This window comes from Massilia sp. AB1, assembly GCF_018119385.1.
Lineage (GTDB): Bacteria > Pseudomonadota > Gammaproteobacteria > Burkholderiales > Burkholderiaceae_D > Telluria.
In genome coordinates, this window is sequence record NZ_JAGKSG010000017.1 from 84,636 (window position 1) to 107,092 (window position 22,457).

Sequence of the window (22,457 nt, forward strand, 5' to 3'; positions counted from 1 at the left end):
GAAGCTGGTTCAAGGCGCTTTTTGCGGCGGGCAGACTACCATGAGTTAGTTCCTATTGGAAACTAATAGAAGGAATAGCTTTCAGGCATTAGACAATGGCGCGGCCGCACAGGATGTCGGCTGGCGCAAGGACCCGCGAACTGTACCCGGCGCGGGTGGTCACACTTTGGCCGGCGTCCCGTCCGGTCCACATCGAGGAGGTCTTCATGAGTCAACCCACGCAGCCGTCCCAGCCGGCAGGCCAGCCCGCCCCATCCACCGCCCAGCCTGCCGCCCAGCCGGCGACAGCCACCCCCGATTTCGACGCCATCAAGCGCCGCCAGCAGGCCACCTGGGCCAGCGGCGATTTCGCCGTGATCGGCGTGACCCTGCAGATCGTCGGCGAGAACCTGGCCGAGTCCGCGGACATCCGTGCCGGCGAGCGGGTGATCGACATCGCCGCCGGCAACGGCAACGCCACCCTGGCCGCGGCCCGCCGCTTCGCCCAGGTGGTATCCACCGACTATGTGCCGGCGCTCCTGGAGAAGGGACGGCTGCGCGCCGCCGCAGAGGGCCTGGCGGTCGAGTTCCGCGAAGCCGACGCCGAGGCCTTGCCCTTTGCCGACGGCAGCTTCGACGCGGCCCTGTCCACCTTCGGCGTCATGTTCGCCCCCAACCATGCGCGCACGGCCGGCGAGATGCTGCGCGTGGTGCGCGAGGGCGGCCGCATCGCCTTCGCCAACTGGACGCCGGAAGGCTTCCTCGGCCAGCTGTTCAAGACCATCGGCAAGTACGTGCCGCCGCCGGCGGGCCTGCAGTCGCCGCTGCTGTGGGGCAAGGAAGACCATGTGCGGAGCTTGTTCGGGGTGCATGCCGGCGACGCCCGATTCGAGCGCCGGATCTTCAACTTCCGCTACGAATCGCCGGCGCACATGCTGCAGGTGTTCCGCGACTTCTACGGTCCCACCCATATGGCCTTCCGCAACCTGGACCAGCAAGGGCAGCGCGCCCTGGAGCAGGATGTCCTGGCCTTGTTTGAAGGCGCCAACACGGCCGGGCCGGGCGCGCTGGTCATTCCGGCCGAGTACCTGGAAGTCGTGGTCAACAAGGGCGCTGCGTCCCTGCACTGAAGGCGGATGCGGCGACAGCGCCGCCGGATCCGTGGTCCAATACGCCGTGGTCCCCCGGGAGCACGGCGGGACATCCTGTTTTCCGAACACGCGAAGGAAGATCATGACGGACACATTCAAGGCCGGCGACAAGGTGGAGTGGAAGTCGGCGCAAGGCGTGGTGCGCGGCACGGTCAAGAAAAAGCTGACCTCGCCCACCGACATCAAGGGGCACCACGTCGCCGCATCGAGCGAGCATCCGGAATACCTGGTCGTCAGCGACAAGACCGGCGCCGAAGCGGCGCACAAGGCCGAGGCCCTGAAAAAGCGCTGATAGTCTGTCCCGGCAGTACAATCGCAGGCATCTCATCCAGGAAGATGTCCATGCGTTCAACTGCCTTGCTGCTGTCGTCGTTTCTTCTTTCCGTCCCCCTCGCACAGGCCCAGTCCGAGATCCGGATCGGCAGCGCCTCGCCCCTGTCCGGACCCGGCGCCCACCTGGGCAAGGACATCGAGAACGGCGCCCGCATGGCGGTCGACGACCTGAATGCGAAAGGCGTCACGATCGGCGGCAAGAAGCTCAAGTGGGTGCTGCAGGCCGAGGACGACGGCAGCGACCCGAAGACCGGCACCGCGGTGGCGCAGAAGCTGGTCGACGCGGGCGTGGTGGCCGTGGTGGGCCACCTGAATTCCGGCACCACCGTGCCCGCCTCGAAGCTGTATGCGAGCGCCGGCATTCCCCAGATCTCGCCGGCCGCCACCACGCCGCTCTACACCCAGCAGGGATATCGAACCGCCTTCCGCGTGGTCGCCAACGACAAGCTGATCGGCCGCGCCCTGGCGCGCCAGGCGGTCGACAGGCTCAAGGCGAAGAAGATCGCCGTCATCGACGACCGCACCGCCTTCGGCCAGGGACTGGCCGACGAATTCGTGCGGGCCGTGAAGGCGGGCGGCGCCGCCGCCATCGTCAGCCGCCAGTTCACCCACGACAAGGCAAGCGATTTCAGCGCCATCCTGACCCAGATCCGCGCGCGCCAGCCGGACGTGATCTTCTACGGCGGCATGGATGCGGTGGCGGGACCCATGCTCAAGCAGATGAAGGCGCTCGGCATCCAGGCCAGGCTGGTGGCGGGCGACGGCGTCTGTTCCGAGAAGCTGCCGCAGCTGGCCGGCGACGCGCTGGGCGAGGACAAGGTGTGGTGCGCGGTGGCCGGCGGCGTCGAGCAGGCCGGCGAAGCCGCCTTCGCCGCCTTCGGCGAACGCTACCGGCAGCGCTACGGCTACCCGCTGCAGACCTATGCGCCCTATGCCTACGATGCGGTCATGGTGTTCGCCGCCGCCATGCAGCAGGCACAGTCCAGCGCGCCGGCCCGCTTCCTGCCGGCGCTGGCGAAGATCGAGCATGCGGGCATCACCGGCCCCATCGCCTTCGACGCCAGGGGCGATTTGCGCGACGCGGCACTTACCCTGTACACCTACCGCCAGGGCAGGAAGACCAAGCTGCAGGTGCTGCGCGCCCAATAAAGCAGCGGCCGGCGCATTTTTCATACGGCCTGTATTGACGGGCCTTGTTGCGCTTTTCCGTCACCCTCTCCATGCATATCCAAATGCGCTTGGCAGCGCCACGCCCGTGGATTAGGATCGCTCGGTTCACAACAACAACCATATTGGAGAGAGACATGAAGCGTCGTTTGTGCAGCAGTCTGATTGCGGGCTTGTTTACGGTCGCCGCCCACGCCGGTGCGCATGATGGCGCGCATGATGCCGCCCCTGCGCCCATGCCTGCGCCCGCGGCAAGCGCCGGCGCGGTATCGGGCATCGACGTCGCGTCGATGGACCGCGGCGTGCGCGCGCAGGACGATTTCTTCCGCTACACCCAGGGCGGCTGGCTGAAGAACGTGGACATCCCGTCCGACCGTTCCAGCTGGGGCGCTTTCAACATCGCCCAGGACAAGGTGGAGCAGCAGCTGCGCACGATCGTCGAGCAGGCCGCCGCCGCCAGGGACGCGGCGCGCGGCTCCGACGCCCAGAAGATGGGCGATTTCTACACCAGCTACCTGGACGAGAAGCGCCGCAACGAGCTGGGCCTGGCGCCCCTGAAGGCGGAGCTGGCGCGGGTCGCGGCCCTGCAGGACAAGCGCGCGCTGGCCGCGCTGATGGCGCGCTTTTCGCGCATCGGCGCCGGCAGCCCGCTCGACATGGCGGTCCACCAGGACAACAAGGACTCCACCCGCTACATCGTCGACATCGTGCAGTCCGGCCTCGGCATGCCCGACCGCGACTACTATCTCTCCACCACCGACGCGCGTCTGAAGGACATCCGCGCCAAGTACCAGCAGCATGTCGAGAAGATGCTGGCGCTGGCCGGCCATGCCGACGCCGCGGCCAAGGCGGCGCAGATCGTGGCGCTGGAAACCGAGCTGGCGCGGGTGCAGTGGAGCGCGGTCGAGAACCGCGACCCGGTCAAGGCCTACAACAAATACAGCCTGGCGCAGATGCCGGGCCTGACTCCGGGCTTCGACTGGAACGCCTACCTGGAAGGCGTGGGCGCCAAGGGCAAGATCGACTCCCTGATCGTCAGCCAGCCGAGCTACCTGTCCGCGCTCGACAAGCTGATCGCGGCCACCGCGCTGCCCGTGTGGAAGTCCTACTTCGAATTCCGCCTGCTGAGCGCCTACGCTCCCTACCTGTCGCAGCCCTTCGTGGACGAGAGCTTCGCCTTCCGCGGCGCCGTGCTCTCGGGCGCCAAGGTCAACCGCCCGCTGGAAAAGCGCGCGATCGCCGAGATCAACCGCAACCTGAGCGAAGTGGTGGGCAAGGCCTACGTAACCCAGCACTTCCCGGCCGAGCGCAAGCAGCAGGTCGAGGAGATGGCCAGGAACTTCATTGCCGCCTTCGGCGAAGGCATCGAGATGCTCGACTGGATGACCCCGGAGACCAAGAAGCAGGCCCAGTTGAAGCTGTCCAAGATCAGCGTCAAGATCGGCTACCCGGACAAGTGGCGCGATTATTCCGGCCTGGACATCGTGCGCGGCGACCTGGTCGGCAACGTGATGCGTGCGCGCGAGTTCGGCCATGCCTACGAGGTGAACCGCCTGGGCAAACCGGTCGACCGCAGCGCCTGGGCCATGTCGCCGCAGACCGTCAACGCCTACTACAACCCGGAGCTGAACGAAGTCGTGTTCCCGGCGGCGCGCCTGCAGTATCCGCTGTACGACGCCAGCGCCGAACCGGCGGTGAACTACGGCGCGGTCGGCATTTCGATCGGCCACGAGATCAGCCACGCCTTCGACGACCAGGGCGCACAGTTCGACGGCGACGGCAACCTGCGCAACTGGTGGACCAGGCAGGATGCGGAGCAGTTCGCGGCGCGCGGCAAGGTGCTGGTGGCGCAGTACGGCGCCTACAGCCCGCTGCCGGGCTACCACCTGAACGGCGAACTGACCCTGGGCGAGAACATCGCCGACAACGCCGGCGCGATCATGGCCAGCCGCGCCTACAAGATCTACCTGAAGGGCAAGCCGGGCCCGGTGATCGACGGCTTCACGGCCGAGCAGCGCCTGTTCATGGGCCTGGCCCAGGCGCGCCGCGGCAAGGCGCGCGACGCCAGCCTGATCGCCCAGATCAAGGCCGATCCGCATTCGCCGGCCGAGTTCCGCGTCAACGGCAGCCTGCGCAACCATCCGGGCTTTTATGAAGCCTTCGATGTGAAGCCGGGCGACAAGATGTACCTGGCGCCCCAGGATCGTGTGATTTTCTGGTAAGCCCTGTTTGCTGCCGGCAGGTTTTCGTACTTCTCGCTCAACGAAATATTGTCGGCAGCAAATTAAATTGACTGGAGGTTACATTTCCGGTGTCGAATAATTTAACAAAAGCAAGCAAAAGGTTTGACTAAAAAATAATTTCTTGTTTGATATCAATCAGATAAGTTACTGGCACATTTCATGCTCAGGTGACTTTCCGTAACACCTTAAAACTTAATGTCACTATCTGATGGGAGATCAACATGAAATTCTGCAAAGTTCTGCCGGCTCTGCTGTTCGTCGCAGCTGCTGGTTCGGCCCAGGCTGCACCGCTGATCAACGGCGGTTTTGAAGACGGCAATACGAATGGTTGGACGACCGGCGGCGGCGGCCGCTGGGACGTGGCAAACCCTCTGGTGCCGGCGGACTTTCTTCCTGGCGGCTCGCAATACGAGGGGCCGTCGCCACGTTCCTCCATCATCACCGCCGGCACTGTCGACCCGATCGTCGGTGCAGCCCTGGGCTCGACCGTCTACTCGGGCGGCTATTCCTACCGTGCCGAAGACACCACCACCGGCGGCTACGCTTCGGTGATCAGCCAGAAGGTGCTGAACTACACCGAGAGCGACATCTTCTTCGCATGGAAAGCCGTGATCGAGGGCGCCCACGATCCGAGCGAATCGGCATTGATGGTCATCGAGCTGCGTGACGACACCACCGGCCAGCTGCTCATCAGCCGCGTGTACGACGGCGGCGGCGGCGTGGATGGCCGCTTCAGCGCCCTCGGCAACTACTTCTACACCCCGCAATGGCAGATCGAGCAGCTGTCCATCGATGCTTCGCTGTCGGGCCACGATTTCACGATCTCCCTGCTGGCAGCCGATTGCCAGCCGACCGGCCACCTGGGCTATGCCTATATCGACGGCTTCGGCGGCGAACTGCCGCCGCCGGGCGACGTGCCGGAACCGGCCAGCGCAGCCCTGCTGATGCTGGGCGCCGGCACCCTGGCGGCAGTGCGCCGTCGCAAGCAGGCGAAGGCTTAAGCCTTACCCGACGCAGCCGACACACGAATGCCAACCCTACGGGGTTGGCGTTTTTGTTGGAAACAAGGCTCAGCTCAGCGCCGGATTGCCGGCGGTCCTGGCGCCGGCGCTGGCCGGATAGCACTGGAAGGCTTCCACGGCAACATTGGTGTCCAGGAACTCGCGGAAGGCCGCGATGCGCCCGTCCCGGATCGTGAAGATGTGCACCCAGTCGCTCTCGAAATCCATGCCCGTATCTTTCGCGGTCCAGGCGCCATGCCCCAGCACCACCACCTTGTCGCCCTGGGCGATGAATTCCTTCGGGGCGTATTCGCGCACCGCCTGCATCTCGCCGAGCGTGCGGAAGAATTCGGCCACCTGGTCGCAGCCGTGGCGCTTGCCGGTGAAGGGCAGGCCCGGCACGTCCGGCAACTCCCATTCGACCTGGTCTTCCATGCAGGCCAGCACCTGGTCGAGTTCGTCACGCCCATAGGCCGCGTAGGCTTGCTGGATCATCTGGACATTCTGCTGCTCGTTCATGAGAACCTCCTGTGGGTGAATTTCCAGTATGTGCCAGGAAGCGCAGCCGTCAAGGAGAACCCGTCACGGCGGGCGCGACCTATGTTACTGTGGCCGCCTTGCTATTTCTTATTGCAATGGAGACCGCATTGAAGAACGCTACCCTTGTACTGATGGGGCTGGCTGCAGCCCAGGCCGCCTACGCCGCCGATGGCCCCAGCTTCGATCCCAAGCGCCTGGCCCAGGACGTGAAGGTCCTGTCCTCGGACGCATTCGAAGGCCGCGGCCCGAATACGGCGGGCGAGAACAAGACCGTCGACTACCTGGTGCAGGAATTCAAGGCCGCCGGCCTGAAGCCGGGCGGCGACCTGGCGGGCGGCAAGCGCGCCTGGACCCAGGACGTGCCGCTCGGCCGCTTCGAGATCAAGGGACCGGTCAAGCTGACCCTGACCGAGGGCGGGACCAGCCGCACGCTGGCGCAAGGCCCCGACATGGCGGTGCGCGCCTCGATGAGCGGCCTGAAGCAGGTCTCCTTCAAGAACGCGCCGCTGGTCTTCGTCGGCTACGGCGTTACCGCGCCGGAGCGCAAGTGGGATGACTTCAAGGGCGTGGACCTGAAGGGCAAGCTTGCCGTGGTCCTGATCAACGATCCGGACTTCGAGACCGGGCAAGGCGAATTCGGCGGCAAGGCCATGACCTATTACGGCCGCTGGACCTACAAGTATGAAGAGATGGCGCGCCGCGGCGCGCTCGGCACCATCATCGTGCACGAGACCGCGCCCGCTTCCTACGGCTGGCCGACGGTGCAGAACTCGAACACCAACGTGATGTACGACGTGGTGCGCAAGGAGCCGCGCAAGTCGCATGCGCCGATGGAAGCCTGGATCCAGCGCGACCTGGCGGCCGGCATCTTCAAGGCGGCGGGCCTGGATTTCGACGCGGCCAAGAAGCAGGCCCAGTCCCGCGATTTCAAGCCGGTCGAGCTGAAGGGCGTGAGCCTGTCGGCCGACTACGCGGTGGACACCCAGGTCATCAAGTCGAAGAACGTGGTGGCGATCCGCGAAGGCAGCAAGCAGCCGAAGCAGGTCGTGATGTACAGCGGCCACTGGGACCATCTTGGCGTCGGCCAGCCCGACGCCAAGGGCGACAAGATCTACAACGGCGCGATCGACAACGCGACCGGGATCGCCGCCATGCTGGAGCTGGCGCGCGCCTACGGCAAGCAGCCCGCGCCCCAGCGCAGCGTCGTGTTCCTGGCGGTGACGGCGGAAGAGAAGGGCTTGCTGGGCTCCGAATACTACGCCTCGAATCCGCTGTATCCGCTGGCCTCGACGGTGGCCCTGATCAACATGGATGCGCTCGGCCCGCGCGGTCCCGCACGCGACTTCAACATCTCGGGCAGCGCGAAGCTGGAGCTGCTCGACCGCCTGGTGGCCAAGGCCAGGCAGTGGGACATGCGCCTGTCGCCGGATCCCAAGCCGGAGGCGGGCTACTTCTTCCGCTCCGATCACTTCCCCTTCGCCAAGCGCGGCGTGCCGGCGATTTCCTTCGGTTCCGGCAACGATTGGGCCGATGGCGGCGTCGCGGCCGGCAAGGCGGCGGAAGAGGCCTATACAGAGAAGAACTACCACCAGCCTTCGGACGAATTCGATCCGGCCTGGACCTTCACCGGCATGGCGCGCGACCTCGAGGTGCTGTACGCGCTGGGTTCCGAACTGGCCAATTCGACGGCCTGGCCGAACTGGGCTGCCGACTCGGAATTCCGCGCGGCGCGCGACAAGTCCGCTGCAGAGCGTAAATAGTAAATAGCCAGACAACTCAGGCTGGAGCACGAAACGCCACCGTTTTCGGTGGCGTTGTTATTTTCTGTCATGACACCCCACGTTTAAAACCACCGTTCCTACCTGCCCGACGCTGTGCTGCGGCGCTCAAGCAACACTCGTTCAAGATTTCGTGATTTCTCTGAAGAATCAAAAGTATCCACGTGGTAATATTTTCCGAATTGTGAAGCGACCTTGTCACGTATGACACGCTTGCGCAGTCCCGGTGGCCTTCCAGCATCTCCCACCGGTAGTCTCCACCTTCCGTGAACCCGAAGGAAACACTTCCAAGCAGCGAAGACCCGTTGACCGGGCCCGGCTGTTGGCGCTGGATGATTTTCACTGGGAGCCGGACTTGTCAGAAGCCGCAGAAAACGATGGTAGGGAGCATACGGGGCCGCGTGCGTCCGGCACTGGTGGCCAGGCGAGAACGCGCGTGACGCATGCCCTGGCCGGCCTGCGGGCAAGGCAGCCGGCCATCCTGCTGGCCTGCCTGCTGCCGGCGCTGTGGCTGGTGGCCGCGGCCTTCCTGCAGCATGTGCGCGAGCAGGCGCTCGTCGATGCGGGTACCGACACCGGCAACCTGGCCCGGATCATGGCCGAAGAGACCCAGTCCTCGGTGCGGGCGGTCGAACGGACCCTGGTCGACCTGCGCGAGCGGTGGCTGGAGGAACCCGCGAATTTCGCCGGCAAGCTGCGCCTGCGCCAGTCGCAACTCGACGAGACGACCACCGTCTGGATCAGCATCCTCGACGCCGACGGCAGGCTGGTGTTCACCAACCGCGGCGTCGAGGCGGGGAAGGTCGACCTGAGCGACCGGGACTATTTCACCGCGCTGCGCGACGCCACGCGCGACCGCCTGACCGTCAGCGAGCCCCTGACCGGGCGTGTTTCCGGGCGCCGCGGCATCGTGTTCGCACGACCCGTGATCAGGAACGGACGCTTCGCCGGCGTCATCGCGCTGTCGGTGGCGCCCGATTACTTCCTGCGCTTTTCGCACAAGATCGTACTGGGGAACGACTCGGTGATCTTGCTCGCGCATGCGGGCGGACAGGTGCTGGCGCGCTCGCCGGCGCCGCCCGATGGCGAAAGCCGCAGCATGGACAAGGCGCCGTTCATCGAACCGGCTGCTCCTTTGTCGGGCGTGTTCCGCATGGCTTCTCCCATCGATGGCCTCGAACGCCAGTATGCGTGGCATAGCTTGCCCCAGTATGGCCTGACGCTCGCGATCGGCCGCTCGCTCGAGGCGGTGCTGGCGCCGTACTACCGCGTGCGCCAGGCGGCCGCGTGGAGCACCGGCATCCTGACCCTGGTGCTGGTGTGGACCGCCTGGGTGATGCTCAGGGGCCTGCGCGAACGCGACGCGGCGCGCCAGGCGGCGGAGCAGGCGGCGCGCGAAGCGCAGGCGGCCGAGAGCCTGTTCCGCAGCGACCAGCGCTTCGGCAGCCTGGCCGATGCGATGCCCCAGATCGTCTGGACGGCGGAGCCCGACGGCGTCGTCGATTACGCCAACGACCTGTCGCGCACCTATTCCGGCCAGGCCGACCTGTTCGGACCCGGCCAGGGCTGGACCCGGATCCTGCACCCGGACGACATCGCGCCCACCCTGGCCGCCTGGCGCGCCGCGGTGGACAGCGGCGAGGTGTTCGAGACCGAATACCGCATCTTCAGGGCCGCCGACAGCAGCTACCGCTGGCACCGGGTGCGCGCCATGCCGATCCGCGACGACGGCGGCGCTATCGTCAAATGGTATGGCAGCGCCACCGACCACCACGACAGCAAGCTGGCGAACGACCGCATCGCCCGCCTGGCCGCCAGCCTGGGCACGATTCTCGAATCCATCACCGACGCCTATTATTCGCTCGACGCCGAGTGGCGCTTCACCTACGTGAACAAGGAAGCCGAGCGCCTGCTGAACCGCACGCGCGAGTCGCTGCTCGGGAAAAGCCTGTGGGACGAGTATCCGGAGCTGGTCGGCAGCATGATCGAGCAGGAATACCGGCGCGCGGCCGGCGAGGGCAACACGGTCGCCTTCGAGTTTTTTTATGCGCCCAGCGCCTGGTGGTTCGCGGTGCGGGTGTCGCCCTCGAGCGAGGGCGTGACCGTGTATTTCGACGACATCACCGAACGCCGCAGGCTGCGCGTGTTCAAGGATGAGCAGACCAGGCTGCTGGAACAGATCGCTGCCGGCGCCATGCTGCTCGACGTGCTGGAGGCGGCGGCCCACATCATCGCCGCCTCCGACCCGCTGGCCGGCTGCGCCGTCATGCTGCTCGGCGAGAACGGGGAGCGCCTGCATCATGCGGTGGCCTCCGGCCTGCCGGAGGGGCTGGGACAGGCCCTCGACGGTACGCCGGTCGGCGAACAGGCCTTGCCCTGCGGCCGCGCCGCGCTGGCGCGCCGCCCCGTGATCGCCGCCGACATGCGGGGCGAGCCGGCATGGCAGGACGGCGGGCCGGCCGCGCTGGCGCCGGCGGTGCGGGCCTGCTGGTCCTATCCCATCCTGTCCAGCAGCGGCGAGGTGTTCGGCACCATCGACGTGTACACCCAGGCGGCGCGCCCGCCGGTGCCGGTCGAACTCGAGATCCTCGGCTCCTGCGCCCATACGATCAGCATCGCCATCGGACGCGAGCGCGCCGAGCACCAGGCGCGCCAGAGCGAGGAAAGGCTGCGGCTGAAGCGCCGCGCGCTCGAAGCGAGCGCCAATCCGATCGTGATCCGCAGCGCCCAGGCGCCGGACTATCCGGTCGAATACGTCAACCCGGCATTCGAGCGCGTGACCGGCTATCCGGCGGCCGAGGCGATCGGAAAATCGCTCGTGTTCCTGCTGGGCGACGACCGCGAGCAGGAGGCCATCGCCGAGCTGGATGCGGCCCTGGCGCAGCAGCGCGAAGGCCATGCCGCGGTCCGCACCTACCGGCCCGACGGCAGCCTGGTATGGATGGAATGCTACTGCTCGCCGGTGCGCGACGCCGGCGGCAAGGTGACCCACTTCCTGAACGTCATGTACGACATCAGCGCCGCCAGGCAATACCAGGCGGAACTGGAGTACCAGGCTCACTACGATGCGGTGACCGGCCTGGCCAAGCGCTCGCTGCTGGCCGCCCGCGCCGGCGCCGCCATCGCCAGGGCGGTGCAGCAGGGCAGCTGCGGCTGGCTCGCCTGCGTCAACCTGGACCGCTTCAAGCTCGTCAACGAAACCCTCGGCCACCAGGCCGGCGACATGGTGCTGCAGCGGATCGGGCAGCGCGTGCAGGGCCTGCTCGCCGCCGGCGACACGGCGGCGCGCGTCGGCGGCGACGAGCTCATGCTGCTGTTCGCCGACGGCATGGACGAGGAAACGGTGCTGGCCAGGGTCGAGCGCATCCAGGAAGCGATCGCGGCGCCGCTGCCGGTCAACGGGCAGGACTATTTCCTGAGCTCGAGCGTGGGCCTGGCCGCCTATCCGGACGACGGCGAGGACGCCGAGACTCTGATGAAGAACGCCCGTGTCGCGATGCGGCGGGCGAAGGAAGCGCGCAGCAATCACCCGCAATTCTTTACCGCCGCCATGAACGCGGACGCCGGCGACCGCCTGCGCCTCGAGCGCGACCTGCGCCATGCCCTGGAGCGCGGCGAGCTGCTGCTGCATTTCCAGCCCCAGGTCGATGCGCGCACCTGTCGCATCGTGGGCATGGAAGCCCTGCTGCGCTGGCGCCACCCGGAACTGGGCATGGTGGCCCCCGACCGCTTCATCCGCATCGCCGAGGAGACCGGCCTGATCGTGCCGATCGGCGCCTGGGTCATGCGCACCGCCTGCGCCCACGCCAAGCAGTGGCAGTGGCTGGTGCCGGGGCAGCTGCGGGTGGCGGTCAACCTGGCGGCCAGCCAGCTCTATCACGACGACCTGGTCGGCCTGGTGGGTCGGACCCTGGCCGACACCGGCCTGGACGCCGATTGCCTGGACATCGAACTGACCGAGAGCCAGGTCATGGCCGACGTCGACCACGCGCTGGACGTCATGCAGCGCCTGAAGGCGATGGGCGTCAAGCTGTCGCTGGACGATTTCGGCACCGGCTATTCCAGCCTTTCCTATCTCAAGCGCTTCCCGATCGACGTCCTCAAGATCGACAAGTCCTTCGTGCGCAACCTGACCACCGACGCCGACGACGCCGTGATCGCGCGCTCGATCATCACGCTGGGCCAGAGCCTGCAGCTGCAGGTGATCGCCGAAGGCGTCGAGACCGAGGAGCAGTTCGCCTATCTGCGCCGGCACCGCTGCGACCAGATCCAGGGCTATTACTTCAGCCGCCCGCTGGCGGCCGAGGACTTCGAGCGCCTGCTGGCCGGGCAGCAGGCGATGCCGCAGGTGGCGGAGGAAGCCTGCGGCCAGCCGACCCTGCTCATCGTCGACGACGAAGAGAACGTGGCGGCCTCCCTGCACCGGCTGCTGCGGCGCGACGGCTACCGCATCCTGCGCGCCAAGTCGGGTGCGGAAGGGCTGGCGCTGCTGGCGATGAACCAGGTGCAGGTGGTGCTGTCGGACGAGCGCATGCCCGGCATGAGCGGCACCGAATTCCTGGCGCGGGTCAAGGCGATCTACCCGGACACCATCCGCATCATGCTGTCGGGTTACACCGCGGTCGACGCCATCATCGCGGCCACCAACAGCGGCTCCGTGTTCCGCTTCCATGCCAAGCCCTGGGACGACGAGGCCATGCGCGCCAGCATCGCGGAAGCCTTCCGCTATCACTGGCTCATCAACGGCAACGGCCTGGCGCACGCCGCCAGCCCGCCGGCCAAGCAAGTACTGTGAACACCATGTCTTCACATTTCACCCTTCTTCGACAATCCTTGCGACAGCTTCGCCAGGTGAAGCTGCCGGCCATCGTCTTCGCGGCGGGTTTCGCCGCCTCGGCCTGGGGCTATTTCGCCGGCGCGCGCCACAGCGAGGCGGAGCAGATCGCGCAGCTGCAGGAGACGGCCGAGAATTACGCCTTCCTGTTGCGTAACCGCCTGGAGCTGTACGAGGGCGCGGACCGCGCCCTGGGCGCCTTCTTCAGCGCGTCGAGCAGCATCGATGCCGAGGAATTCGACAATTACATCGGCGCCAGCCGGGTGTTCGAGCGGCTGGAGGGCGCCAGTTCCTTCGGCTACCTGCCCAAGGTGCCGGCTGCGGATGCCGGACGCTTCGAGGCGGAAGCGGCGCGGACCTTCCCCGGCTACCGCATCTCGGACCAGCGGGCCGGCGCCGACGCCTGGTATCCGCTGTACTACGCCGTGCACGGCACCGATCCGACCCGGGCGGGGCGCCTGCGCGGCGCCGATTTCTCCTCGGTTCCCGAACGCTGGGCCGCGATGCAGGAAGCCGCCCGCCGCGACGAGCCGGTGGCGACCGCCGTGCACCCCGCGCTGCGCCATGCGGCCCACCGTCCCGTGGTCCTGATCTTTTCGCCTGTGCGCAGCATGCGAACGCCCTCCGCCGCGGATGGGCAGGCGCGCGGCGGGCTGAAAGGCTTCGTCTTCTCCGCCATGTATGTCGACCGCCTGTTCCTCGGCTTCGATCATGGACGGCTGGCGAGCCTGTTCGACGTCGAGGTCTTCGACGGCAGCCTGGCGCGCGAGCACCTGCTGTTCGACAGCGACGGCGTCTCCCATGCGCTGAAGGCCGACGCCGCCCAGCTGCTCGCCCACCGCGCCGAGATCCCGGTGGCCAACCGTACCTGGCTGCTGCACTTCTACGCCAAGAAGGCCTCGCTCGCGTCGAAGGCCGCCTGGGCCGGCACCACGGTGCTGGCGATCGGCCTGCTGCTGACCCTGGTCGCCAGCTACGGCGTGGCGGCCTGGCCGCGCTACGTGTCGCGCCAGCGCGCGATGCGCGAGTTCAACGAGCGTTTCGCCGGCTTCTTCGAGCACCATCCCTTCGCCGTGTATGCGATCGACCTCGAGCAGCACTTCATCCATGCCAACCAGCAGATGGCCAGGGAGCTGGGCGTCGGCCGCGAGGCCCTGATCGGCGCGCCCTTCGAAGCCTTCGTGGCGGAGGAAGACCGCGGCGCGCTGGCCAACCACTTCAAGGACGTCCTGGCCGGGAAAACGGTCGCCTATACCACCAGGCTGATGCGCGCGGACGGGCGCTGCCCGGATGTGTCGATCGTACTGGTGCCGATGAGCGCCGGCAGCGAAGTGACCCATGTACTGGGCTTCGCCGAGAACGTCACCGACCGCAAACAAGCCGAGCAGGCGCTGCACGAATCCCAGCAAATGCTCCAGCTAATCATCGACAACATCCCGCAGAGCGTATTCTGGAAAAACCTCGACAGTGTCTTCCAGGGCGGTAACCGCTCGCTGCTGGTCGAGATGGGGCTGGACGGCATCGACCAGCTGGTCGGCAGGAAGGACGGCGATTTCGCGGCCTGGAAGGACATGGCGGAGCACTACCGGCAGGTGGACCTCGAGGTGATGCGCTCGGGCGTGGGGCGCATGCGCATGCAGGCCACCGATCTGCGCAAGGACGGCACCGAGTGCTGGATCGAGACCAGCAAGATCCCGCTCAGGGACGAGGCGGGCAAGGTGGTGGGCGTGCTGGCCGTGACCGAGGACATCACGGCGCGCAAGTACATGGAGCAGGAATTGTTCCGGCGTGCGAACTACGACACCCTGACTGGCCTGCCGAACCGCGGCTATTTCAACAACCAGCTGGAGGAAGCCGTCAAGCGCGCCCAGCGCCGCGGCGGCCTGGCGCTGATGTACTTCGACATCGACCGCTTCAAGCACATCAACGACACCTACGGCCACGACGTGGGCGACCAGGTGATCCGCATGTTCGCCCAGCGCGTGCGCCAGGTGCTGCGCGAGTCCGACTTCATCGCGCGCCTGGGCGGCGACGAGTTCGTGCTGATCGCGGAAGGGCTGCACCAGCCGGGCGATACGGCGGTGATCGGGCAGAAGATGGTCGACGCGATGGTGCCGCCCTTCAGCGTGGGCGGGACGACCTTACAGGTCAGCACCAGTATCGGTATCGCCTACTTCGAGGCGGCGATGACGCCGGAGACGCTGGTGAAGGCGGCGGACCAGGCCATGTACGACGCCAAGCGGGCGGGGAGGAATTGCTTCCGGCAGGCGGGGACGGCGGAGCAGCCGGCGGAGAAGGACTAGGTTCACGCGATGCGATCGAGCCCGGCCTGACAGCAGCTTCGCGATGAGTTGCGGTTTGGAAAATTTGCGCTCTCACACCAGCGCAGACAGGGCGAAGCATGGAATGGATGAGAGCCTTCGCCATGGGCACCAATGACGGCGCATCGTCTTCCATTAGGGCCGCCAGGGCGCGGCGCCAGCTGTTCCGGACACAGGACCGCCACCGCGAAGGTGGCGTTTTCGTTGGCGCTGTCACCGTTGAGTGTTGAATCTTCCTTAACTGCTGAGGTCTAACGAGGATCCATATCTCGGCGGAGGAAGCGATGAAGGACTCGACATTCAAGAAGCTGTTGGAACAGGTCGCAGTCCTAAGCAAGCGTCAACGCGAGCAGCTGCTTCAGGTGCTGCGTTCGACGGTTGGGCTGGACCGCTATTTTGCGCGTGAATCCGGCATCTCTCACCAGGCCGTCAACCTGCGCGCCGGCGAGCGTGTGCGCGGGGCAGTCCATGTCCAGAACGTCAACGCCTACCATCGCCGCTTCCGGGAATGGCTCGCCCGCTTCCATGGCGTAGCCACTCGCTACCTTCCCAACTATCTCGGATGGCGCTGGGCGCTGGATGGAAATCGCTTGGATTCGCCTGACGCTCTCCTGCGAGCCGCGATTGGCATCTTCAACACTCAACGGTGACAGCGCCTTTTCGTTTGCATCCCTGGTGCAGAGACCGGACAGCCCCGACCGGGGTTCAAACAGTTAGCTCAGAACTTATTCGGATTTGTGCGGTCATATGTATTATGACCAAGCTAATCACAATTGGTGCCGCCGCGAAAGCGATTGGTGTCTCTACCAGTACGCTACGGCGCTGGGAAAGGAGCGGGAAGCTTATTCCCGCGAGGACCGAGGGCGGACAACGGCGCTATGACCTGGCCACGCTGCGCCCTGGACTGCACCATGGCATCCAGGCCGAACGGAGAACGGCCGCCTATGCGCGTGTCTCCAGCCACGACCAGAAGGCCGACCTTGAACGGCAAAGGCAGGTGCTGGAATTGTACTGCGCAAGCCAGGGCTGGACCTTCGACGTGATCGAGGATCTGGGCTCCGGCATGAACTACCGCAAGAAGGGTTTGAGACAACTGCTGGAGCGGATCCTGGCGGGCGAAATTGGCCGTCTCGTGCTCACGCACAAGGACCGGCTGCTGCGTTTTGGCGCCGAACTGGTGTTTGCTGTCTGCGAAGCCAGGGAGGTCGAGGTCGTGATCATCAATCAAGGTGCGGAGACGAGCTTCGAGGAAGACCTGGCCAGCGACGTACTGGAGATCGTTACCGTGTTCTCGGCAAGGCTGTACGGCAGCAGGTCGCGCAAGAACCAGAAGCTGCTGGAAGGCGTGCGCAGCGCCGTGAAGGAGGCGCAATGCTCGTAGCGCACCGCATCCGGCTCGATCCCAACAATGTCCAGGCGACGTACCTTTCCCGGGCGGCTGGCGTGGCGCGCTTCGCCTACAACTGGGCGTTAGACGAGTGGGGCAAACAGTACGCAGCCTGCAAGGCCGATCCATCGCTGCCCAAGCCGTCCGAAGGTGCGTTGCGGCGCCAGCTCAACGCCATTAAGCGCGAACAATTTCCCTGGATGCTGGAAGTCACCAAGAACGCGCCCCAGATGGCGATCATGCAGCTGGGCCGCGCCTTCGACAATTTTTTCAACAAACGTGCCCGCTATCCGAACTTCCGTCGTAAGGGGCGCGATGACCGCTTCACCTTAAGCAACGACCAGTTCCGGGTCGAGGACAAGCGGATCCGCATCCCGAAGCTGGGCTGGATCCGCATGTGCGAAACTTTGCGTTTTACCGGCCGGATCGTATCGGCTGCGATCTCACGCGTCGCCGATCACTGGTACGCCAGCATCACCGTCGACACTCATGAGCTGTCCCTGCCGCCAGCCGAGAACCAAGGTGCGGTAGGGATCGACCTCGGGGTTTCGGCGCTGGCGACCCTGTGGACCGGCGAGAAGTTCGAAGGTCCGAAGGCATTGCGTACCCTGCTGCCGCGCCTGCGCCGTCTGTCGCGCAGCCTGTCGCGCAAGGTGAAAGGTTCGCGCAACCGGGCGAAGGCGAAGCTGGAACTGGCCCGCCTGCACGCACGGATCGGCAACATTCGCCGAGACAGCCTGCACCAGCTGAGTACTAACATTACGCGCCGTTTTCACACGATCGGTATCGAGGACTTGAACGTCAAGGGCATGCTGGCCAACGGACACCTGGCGCGGGCGATCTCGGATATGGGGTTCTACGAGTTGCGCCGCCAGCTGGAATACAAGGCCGCATGGCGCGGCGGTCAGGTTGTGCTGGCGGACCGCTGGTACCCGAGCAGCAAGCTGTGCTCCAGCTGCGGCTACCGGCTGGAAGCGCTAAGCCTGGCGATCCGCCACTGGGCGTGCCCGGGCTGTGGAACGGCGCACGAGCGAGACGTCAATGCGGCCATCAATCTGAAGCATATCGCGGTAAGTTCTACCGTGACTGCCTGTGGAGGGGAAGGCGCTGGCCCTGCGCGCGAGCGCGGGACGAAACTGGCCCCGGTGAAGCAGGAATCCAGCGGCAAAGTAACTACGGATAGCTTTGCGTAAGTCTGGAGGAACGGTGCTGTTAGAATCTGCGCTAGCCATCCGATGTCCATTTACAGGAGTACGCAAATCCTCGGCTTATTCGTCAGAGCGGTGATCCGTATGCCAAAGCTAACGCTCGCAATCGCACTGTTAGCCCTGGCAGCGCTGGCCAGCACCATGACCTATACCGGTTTCCTTGTCGTCGGGGTGCTGGCGGAGTATCTCGGCACGAATCGGGTGATCGCGGGGCTGCTGCTGGGCGCGCTTTTCGCAAGATTTCCATGGATACGCAAAGGCAAGCTGAGCGTTGTCGGCCTGTTACCCAAACCTGTCCGGCGGCCGCTCATCATCGGTTTGCTCGCACTTTGCCTGCTGCACTTTCTGTTGAAGGGCGACTACGTGCCGGCAGGGTTCATGGGTTTCACGACGGCTTTTCTTCTCACCTACCCGCGCTTGAGGCGAGCTGTGTTCGATCGCATGGTCTCGTCTGTTTTCCAATTCGCTGGGCAAAGCCGTGCCACCGGCACCGACGACAGGGTGATCGACGGGGAATTCCGGGAAAAGAAAGATTGAGGCTGGATAGCTGAAGCCAGTTCAATGTGGGGCGGTCGCCGTCGCCGGGCGCGGCGCAGCGGGAATGGCTTCGCATTGGAAGGCCTTGAGCGCGGCGCTGGTGTTCATGAAATCGCGATACGCCGCGATGTTGCCGTCCTTGATCGTGAATACGTCCACCCAGTCGCTCTCGAAATCCTGGCCGGTGTCCTTCACCGTCCACGCCCCATGGCCAAGCACGACGACCTTGTTCCCCTGGGCGATGAATTCGTTCACGGTGAATTCCCGCACAGTTAACAATTGTTGCTGAATACGGAAAACTTCACGGACCGGTTCGCAGCCCCGGCGCTTGCCGGTGAAAGGCACGCCGGGCGTCTCCGGCAGTTCCCATTCGACCTGGTCGTCCACGCACGCGAGGAGCTGCTGTATGTCGCCGCGCTTGTAGGCGTCGTAGGCTTGCTTGATCAGTTCGATATTCTGCTGCTCGTTCATGGCCGTCTCCTGTGGAGTCAAGCTGGGATTTCCAGTATGTGCGACGTCATCGGCTCGTCAAGGTGAAATACCTCGCCCAGAAGAGGGTTTGCGCACTGCGGTATTCATGGCAGACTCGGATGGCGCGATGCCACGGATGGATCCTGTTTCCCTGCAAAAGGAGGCGATGGATATGCGTACCGGAAAATGCCGCGAGCCTGCGCTCGGTTCCGCACTCTCATGCATCGTTCTTGCGATCGCGGCGAAGGATGCGCTGGCGCAGGTGCAAACGTCCGGCCGCGACGAAGCCCCCGCCGGCGACACCGAGGTCGTGCACCAGGTGGTGGTGACGGCGCAACGCCAGTCGCAGTTTCTCCAGGATGTGCCGATGGCGGTCACCGCGCTGACCGCAAGCGACCTGGCGGCGCGCCAGATCAACAATGCCCTCGACCTGCAATTCAGTGTTCCGAATGTAAATTTCACAAAGGCACAGTTCGATGGCGCCACATTCACGATCCGGGGCGTGGGCGACCTGTGCACCGGTATCTCCTGCGACCCGGCGACCGCCATCCATGTCAACGACATGCCCCTGCTCCAGCCACGCATTTTCGAAACCGAATTCTTCGACCTGCAGCGCGTCGAAGTGCTGCGCGGCCCCCAGGGAACGCTGTACGGCCGGAATGCGACCGCAGGGGTGGTCAACTTCGTCACAGCCCGCCCGAGTTTCGACAAGCGGCACGGCAGCATCCAGGCCGAAGCGGGTGACTACGATACGCGCCGGGTCACCGGCATGCTCAATCTTCCAATCAACGAAGCCATTGGCCTGCGGCTGGCCGGGACTTACCTGAAGCGCGATGGATACACGAAGAATTTGTTCGACAACAGCCGCATCGATGGGCGCGACCTGGCGGCACTGCGTGCCACGCTGCGTATCCGGTCCGGCGCGTCGACCACTCTCGACCTGATCGCCTCGTACTTCCGGGAGGACGACAACCGCAGCCGCTTCACCAGGCACCTGTGCGCCCGCGACGAGGTCGGCATCATGGGCTGCCGGCCCGACCGCCTGGGATTCGACACGCCTAATTTCCATGGCAATGTCGGCGGCGTGCTGGCGTCGCGCGAGTTCCTTGCCATCGCCAGCGGAGGCAATCCGATGATCGCCGGCCTGGGTCTGTCGAGCGTGTATGGCCCGGACCCGTTCTACGGCGGCCAGCCGCCGGTCGAAAACCTGCGCGAGGTGCGCGCCGACATGGCGCCGTCCTACCAGGTCGAGAATGCCCATCTGATCTTGCGGCTCGAGCAAAAAATCGGGGAGAAATATGCGCTGACCGTTACCGGAGGCTATGTGCGCGACCGCAGCGACCAGCGGGCCGACTTCAACATGACGCCAGTGAATCCGCTGACGGATAACCCTGGCCTGCGCAACTTCGCGGCGCTGGCAAGCGCGCCGGGATCCGCGTTTCCCGGAGGCGTCAATCCATTCACGCTGGCGGCCCAGGCCTTGTTTCCCAATGGCCTTGCGGGAGGACTGTGTACCTCGGAACCGAACCGCCAGCATACCGGCGTCTTCGGCGGACACGTGAATAGCTGCTCGCCACGAGGCGCCGAGTTCGAAGTTTTCCGGGACAAGTTCACCCAGCGCACGGTCGAGGCCCATCTGGACAGCAAGCTCGATGGGCCATGGAATTTCCTGCTCGGCGCCGTCTACCTCGATTACGTGCGCGACAATGATTATCTCGTGAACCTGTTTGCCCTGGACTACGCCGGGGGAGTGCTGGGGGCGCTCACCAGCCTCGGCCGGCGCGCGGCGGGCGACCTGTCCTTCCCGAATGTGTTCATCGCCCCGTCGTACTACGATGCGGAGCTTGCCGAGCTGACGCTGGACAGCCACGGTGTGTTCGGCGAGGCCTATTACGACGTCAGCAAGACCCTGAAACTGACCGCCGGCCTGCGTTATTCCAGTGACGAAAAGCGGCAGCGCCAGCGCGCCTTGCTGCTCTCGGTGCCGGTGCCCTTCGGCACAGGCGATGCGTTCCAGTCGCCCTATGCCGGGAGCTTCGATGCCGACGCCACGCAGCCTGGCGCCCAGCCGTTTGCCGACCAGCGCACCAGGTCCAATGCGCTGACCGGCCGGCTGGTGGCCGATTATCGTCCGCGCCCGGGAAGCCTGTATTTCGCATCCTATGCGCGCGGCTACAAGGCGGGCGGCATGAACCCGGCGGCCCAGGTGGAGTTCGAGGCGGCGACGGAGTTCAGGAAGGAAGTGCTGGATGCCGTCGAACTGGGCGCCAAGAACACGCTGTTGGGAGGGAAGCTCAACCTCGGCGCGAGTGTCTTCGCCATGCGCTACAAGGACTTGCAGATCAGCCGCCTGCTGGCGCGGACGGTCGTGAACGATAATGCGGACGCGGATATCCATGGGGCGGAGCTGGAATCGGTTTTGGTTCCGGCACGCGGCTTCAGGCTGAACCTCTCGGCCAGCTTCCTCAAGACCCGGCTGAAGGACTTGCCGCTGATCGATCCGCGCGACCCGTCCGCCGGACGTTCGGATGTCGTCGTCATCAAGGACGTCGGCAGCGGGTCGAACTGCGCCGTCATTCCGGCGGCCGGAGGAAGCGGCGCCGGCGCCAATGCCCTGGTGAGCAGGGTGAACGCAGCGCTGGGCCTGAGAGAGCCGGTCGCCCTGCCTGGCACCAGCACGACCGGCGCCTTCAGCATGTGCGATGCACTCAGGGCAGCAGGGGGCGCCCAGTATACGGTGAGCAACGGGGTCGAAGTGAACATCGCGGGGAATGAACTGCCGCTGTCGCCACGTTTCAAATTGTCGGCCGGCGCCGAATACAGCTTCCGTCTGGCCAATGGCATGAGTCTGGTGCCGAGGATCGATGCGCATTACACGGGGAAAACGTTTTCCACCGCATTCAACAAGCCGCTCGACCGCATCAAAGGCTACGCCACCGTCAACGCCCAGCTGGAGCTGTCCGGGCGCGGGAAAAGCTGGTTCGTGCGCGCCTATGCGCAGAACCTGAACGGCAGCGATGCCGCCACCGGGCGCTGGTCCTCCACCCAGGCGGCCGGCTCTTACACCAATGTCTTCCTGCTGGAGCCTCGTCGCTTCGGCCTGGTTCTGGGCTTGCAGTTGTAGCAGGCGAGGGTCGGGAAGAACCTATTCTTCTTAAACGGCAACGCCAGCCAACCGCCAGCAGCGCTCGCTCGTCACGAGCAGCGCTACGCGTATTGTGAGCTTTGGAAACGACAACGCAACCTGCATGGGTTGGCGTCTTGGGAGGGAGGAACTGCATGTTCTTGGTGGCCCGGGGCGGAATCGAACCACCGACACAAGGATTTTCAATCTTAGCGTCGCGCCTGCTGCCACACCATCGGTTTGCCGGACCAAGGTTTTGCTACTGGTCGGCAATTTACACTGGATGCTGGTCCGCACGCACGGGAAACGCGCCTGAAAGCCTGGATCGACCACCAGCGAACTGGCGTGCCGCGCGAGCGAACCAGGCGTGTTCAGCGCCCTAT

At 65.3% G+C, this 22,457-nt stretch carries 15 protein-coding genes and 1 pseudogene; 13 read left to right on the top strand and 3 right to left on the bottom strand.

The window, feature by feature from the left end; translation table 11 throughout:
- Positions 1 to 206: 206 nt before the first annotated feature.
- From J8847_RS12080 to J8847_RS12100, 5 genes are all read left to right on the top strand, one after another.
- Positions 207 to 1,109 (top strand): class I SAM-dependent methyltransferase, encoded by a 903-nt coding sequence (locus tag J8847_RS12080; RefSeq protein WP_211524953.1) that lies wholly within the window; start codon positions 207 to 209, stop codon positions 1,107 to 1,109.
- A 103-nt stretch (positions 1,110 to 1,212) separates the two neighbouring features.
- Entirely contained in the window at positions 1,213 to 1,422 is a 210-nt protein-coding gene (locus J8847_RS12085) for a DUF2945 domain-containing protein (RefSeq protein ID WP_211524954.1), read from the top strand.
- Between the two features lie 44 nt (positions 1,423 to 1,466).
- The gene (locus tag J8847_RS12090) at positions 1,467 to 2,612 is read left to right on the top strand and encodes a branched-chain amino acid ABC transporter substrate-binding protein (RefSeq protein ID WP_373888834.1); all 1,146 of its coding nucleotides are present in this window, start codon (positions 1,467 to 1,469) and stop codon (positions 2,610 to 2,612) included.
- 155 nt (positions 2,613 to 2,767) lie between these two features.
- Positions 2,768 to 4,852: a M13 family metallopeptidase gene (locus J8847_RS12095; RefSeq protein WP_211524956.1), complete on the top strand. Its 2,085-nt coding sequence runs from the start codon at positions 2,768 to 2,770 to the stop codon at positions 4,850 to 4,852.
- A 242-nt stretch (positions 4,853 to 5,094) separates the two neighbouring features.
- Complete coding sequence (locus J8847_RS12100) at positions 5,095 to 5,874, top strand: PEP-CTERM sorting domain-containing protein (RefSeq protein WP_211524957.1); 780 nt, start codon at positions 5,095 to 5,097, stop codon at positions 5,872 to 5,874.
- A gap of 69 nt (positions 5,875 to 5,943) precedes the next feature.
- On the opposite strand, the gene J8847_RS12105 is transcribed toward J8847_RS12100, so the two are convergent.
- Complete coding sequence (locus J8847_RS12105) at positions 5,944 to 6,393, bottom strand: nuclear transport factor 2 family protein (protein WP_211524958.1); 450 nt, start codon at positions 6,391 to 6,393, stop codon at positions 5,944 to 5,946.
- Positions 6,394 to 6,521: 128 nt separating this feature from the next.
- Here J8847_RS12105 and J8847_RS12110 point away from each other — a divergent pair, with 128 nt between their 5' ends.
- The 7 genes and pseudogenes from J8847_RS12110 (at position 6,522) to J8847_RS12140 (ending at position 18,479) form a co-directional block, all read left to right on the top strand.
- Positions 6,522 to 8,174: a M28 family metallopeptidase gene (locus J8847_RS12110; protein ID WP_307727516.1), complete on the top strand. Its 1,653-nt coding sequence runs from the start codon at positions 6,522 to 6,524 to the stop codon at positions 8,172 to 8,174.
- 454 nt (positions 8,175 to 8,628) lie between these two features.
- A complete protein-coding gene (locus J8847_RS12115) occupies positions 8,629 to 12,987 on the top strand; it encodes an EAL domain-containing protein (protein ID WP_211524960.1) in 4,359 nt (1,452 codons plus the stop codon).
- Positions 12,988 to 13,025: 38 nt separating this feature from the next.
- Positions 13,026 to 15,329 (top strand): diguanylate cyclase domain-containing protein, encoded by a 2,304-nt coding sequence (locus tag J8847_RS12120; protein ID WP_211524961.1) that lies wholly within the window; start codon positions 13,026 to 13,028, stop codon positions 15,327 to 15,329.
- A gap of 413 nt (positions 15,330 to 15,742) precedes the next feature.
- A pseudogene (locus J8847_RS12125) lies at positions 15,743 to 15,928 on the top strand (IS1595 family transposase); the annotation flags it as partial.
- Between the two features lie 173 nt (positions 15,929 to 16,101).
- Positions 16,102 to 16,728 carry an IS607 family transposase gene (locus J8847_RS12130; RefSeq protein WP_211524962.1) on the top strand — a complete coding sequence of 209 codons (627 nt, stop codon included), beginning with the start codon at positions 16,102 to 16,104 and terminating at the stop codon, positions 16,726 to 16,728.
- Positions 16,719 to 17,927, top strand: a complete 1,209-nt coding sequence (locus tag J8847_RS12135; protein ID WP_229512753.1) for a transposase — start codon at positions 16,719 to 16,721, stop codon at positions 17,925 to 17,927. The genes J8847_RS12130 and J8847_RS12135 overlap by 10 nt, the downstream gene beginning before the upstream one ends.
- A 99-nt stretch (positions 17,928 to 18,026) precedes the next feature.
- Positions 18,027 to 18,479: a hypothetical protein gene (locus J8847_RS12140; RefSeq protein WP_211524963.1), complete on the top strand. Its 453-nt coding sequence runs from the start codon at positions 18,027 to 18,029 to the stop codon at positions 18,477 to 18,479.
- Between the two features lie 21 nt (positions 18,480 to 18,500).
- Here J8847_RS12140 and J8847_RS12145 read toward each other — a convergent pair whose 3' ends face one another.
- Positions 18,501 to 18,950, bottom strand: coding sequence for a nuclear transport factor 2 family protein (locus J8847_RS12145; protein ID WP_211524964.1), 450 nt, complete (start codon positions 18,948 to 18,950; stop codon positions 18,501 to 18,503).
- 106 nt (positions 18,951 to 19,056) lie between these two features.
- Between J8847_RS12145 and J8847_RS12150 the strand changes: the two genes are divergently transcribed.
- Positions 19,057 to 22,074: a TonB-dependent receptor gene (locus tag J8847_RS12150; RefSeq protein WP_211524965.1), complete on the top strand. Its 3,018-nt coding sequence runs from the start codon at positions 19,057 to 19,059 to the stop codon at positions 22,072 to 22,074.
- A gap of 30 nt (positions 22,075 to 22,104) precedes the next feature.
- Here J8847_RS12150 and J8847_RS12155 read toward each other — a convergent pair.
- A partial coding sequence (locus tag J8847_RS12155; protein WP_211524966.1) for a hypothetical protein occupies positions 22,105 to 22,457 on the bottom strand: 353 nt, incomplete at its 5' end.